This is a genomic window from bacterium (assembly GCA_021372535.1).
Classification (GTDB): Bacteria; Latescibacterota; Latescibacteria; order Latescibacterales; family Latescibacteraceae; genus JAFGMP01.
Map to the genome: position 1 here is coordinate 1 of JAJFUH010000202.1, position 2,498 is coordinate 2,498.

Sequence of the window (2,498 nt, forward strand, 5' to 3'; positions counted from 1 at the left end):
TAGTTTAACCGGACAGTTCTGCAATAGACTATTAATACTATCTTTAGTGACTATTAATCGATCATATCAAATCCGATTTGTTCATGAATCTCCAATCGTAATGAGGGCAGCCACGGGGGGCTGCCCCAACGATCCTCATGCTGCGCACGGGCGAGTGGGAGCCTCAATCCGGCGTTGGAATCCCCCTCTCCCGTTCACGGGAGAAGGAATCAAAGGGTGAGGGGAAAAAATACTTACCTTTATTTTGAAACGTATGTGAATAATCAGGGCAAGAAACATATCCACGAAAATACGCGTTCTGGTATAACAGAAATAAAATCCCCTATTTTATCCCGTTGACAATTTCCTCCGCGAACGATTGAACACGGCTGTCGGCTTCCTCCGGCTTGTACTTTGCCAGGATGATCATGGTCGGGCCAAGCACGGCGTTGAGGTCCCTGAACACCCGTTCGAATACGCCGATGGTTTCACGGGCGCTCGGTTCGACCTCCGCCATGGAAAAAACGGCGATGCTCCGCTTGTTGAACCGTCCCTTTACCGACATGTAGATGATCTGAAGTTTCTCGTCGATCAGTTTTTTCATCTGCCAGCTTATGTTGCCGAAATATGAAGGGCTCCCGAAGACGATGTAACGGGCATCGAGGATATCGTTGTGATCGAGAATTTCATCGGACCGCGCTGCTCTCACTATGAGGCCTTTTTTCCGCAGCTCCGCGGCGAGTTTTTCCGCGACTGTCGCCATATTTTCGTTTTTCGGGGTCGGACAGGTGACCGCATCGGCCGTACCCGGCTTGATGTCGGTGACAGCTTCGTGGGGTGTTCCCGACGAGTAGACGATGAGGACATCGGTCTTTTCCTGCGCATCGCACAGATACGGAGCCGCTGACCCGAACATGAGTAAAAAAGCACATATTTTCAATACCGGACAGGAACAGATGCGTATTCGATTCATGATGCACCTCCCGAGCATAGAGAACGGTAACTCATCACCTGATATGCAGTCGCTCACTTTTTAATTTCCTCATACCCGGCGTCATCGGCCCATACGGTGCCGGTGTAGACTTTGAAGCCGACATATGCCTTCGTGATCTCGTTGTGAATACGGCATTTCAGCTCGTATTTCCGCCATGTTTTACCGACAGAAACCCGTTCGATGTAGGTTCCCTGGCCCTTGTAGGTGCAGTCGAGAAGGCCGATGTCCACCGGCGTGTTGTCTTCGGTTGCCCTGAGCCATATGGTATAGATGACATTGGTGGCGGGATTGATGTCGAAATCGTCCGATTTAACGATGAACGCATATTCCGTTCCGGTTTTTGGATCGCGTGCGGGCGCTGCCCTGAGCGAGTATTTTCCGGAATGTTTCACCTTCGAATCGAGCGTAAATTCTTTGAATCGGAGGGCGTTCGAGGTGATGGTTCCCCAGTTGGCCGGAGAGGGAACCTTGCCGGATGCTCCCGATGCGGCAAGCTCCATGCCTGGATTTTTCAGCTCCACGACGACCGGTTTGGTGTAATCGACGCTGTCCGGATCGTATTCGATCTCAAATTCGCTCGGAAATCCGCCCCTGCCGACTGCGTTTATCGATGTTATCTTCAGTGAATTGGCGCCTTTTCTGAGCTTCCAGACATACGTGTCACCATCGAGAGGAACCTCGTTTCTGTCTACTTCGAGCAAGTAATGGGAAAAGCTCGGTGTGAGCGTGGAGAATTTCGCATCGAGGACGACCGGCGCGCCGGGAACCGATGTACACATGAGATCGACCCTGACCTCGTTGAGCGGCCACTGGAAATCGTACACGTTGTTCGAATTCCAAGCGGTAATCTGCGGATCGGTCCTGTCGTCCGTCCAGTGAAGCTGGGGGCCCCAGAACTCGCCGCCGCGGGCATTGAACGGCACCATGAAACCATCCACGTACACGTTTTCCGTCGACTGTGGATGAACCGTCTGATCGTTGCGAAGCACGATTCGGTAATCGTAATAGAAGGCGATGTATCCCTTGTTCGGGGCTTCTTCAAGGGGAATGCGTGCGTTTGCGTGCGGAATGGAAGCCGTCTTTCCGGTTTTGTAATCCCAGTACTCGGTGCCCATTCCGTTTTCGCCGAAGACGACGAAAATCCCTTTCGTGTCCCCGAAGGTGTTGTGGAATTCGAGAGCGCTGATCGGAATCCCGTCGCGCTCGTAGTATGCGTTTAACCAGGGGTCGACAAGCATCCATTTACGGTATTCGTTGCTGTAGACCTCGGTCACCGTATGGGCGGCGCTGTCTTTGGGATTGATGCCGAGCATGCGTGCGGTGAGTCCAGCCGAATTGCATGCCTGCACGAACAGGGCCGCTTTGAATGTGCACCAGAACGCGTCCCCCTTTTCCGTGCGGTCGAGTATTTCGAGTGCATCCCACGAGGCATACGGGAACGGCTGGATGTGTCCCCACTGCTTGTTTGCCCAGTCGGAGATATGACGGATCAGATCGAGCTCCGTTTTCGAATTTTTCTCCATCT

General features: G+C 52.6%; 2 protein-coding genes. Both read right to left on the bottom strand.

The annotated features are described in order from the left end of the window. Nucleotides 1–322 precede the first annotated feature (322 nt). Nucleotides 323–952, bottom strand: coding sequence for an NAD(P)H-dependent oxidoreductase (locus LLG96_17440; protein ID MCE5251990.1), 630 nt, complete (start codon nucleotides 950–952; stop codon nucleotides 323–325). Nucleotides 953–1,005: 53 nt separating this feature from the next. Next, a partial coding sequence (locus tag LLG96_17445; GenBank protein MCE5251991.1) for a transglutaminase-like domain-containing protein occupies nucleotides 1,006–2,498 on the bottom strand: 1,493 nt, incomplete at its 5' end.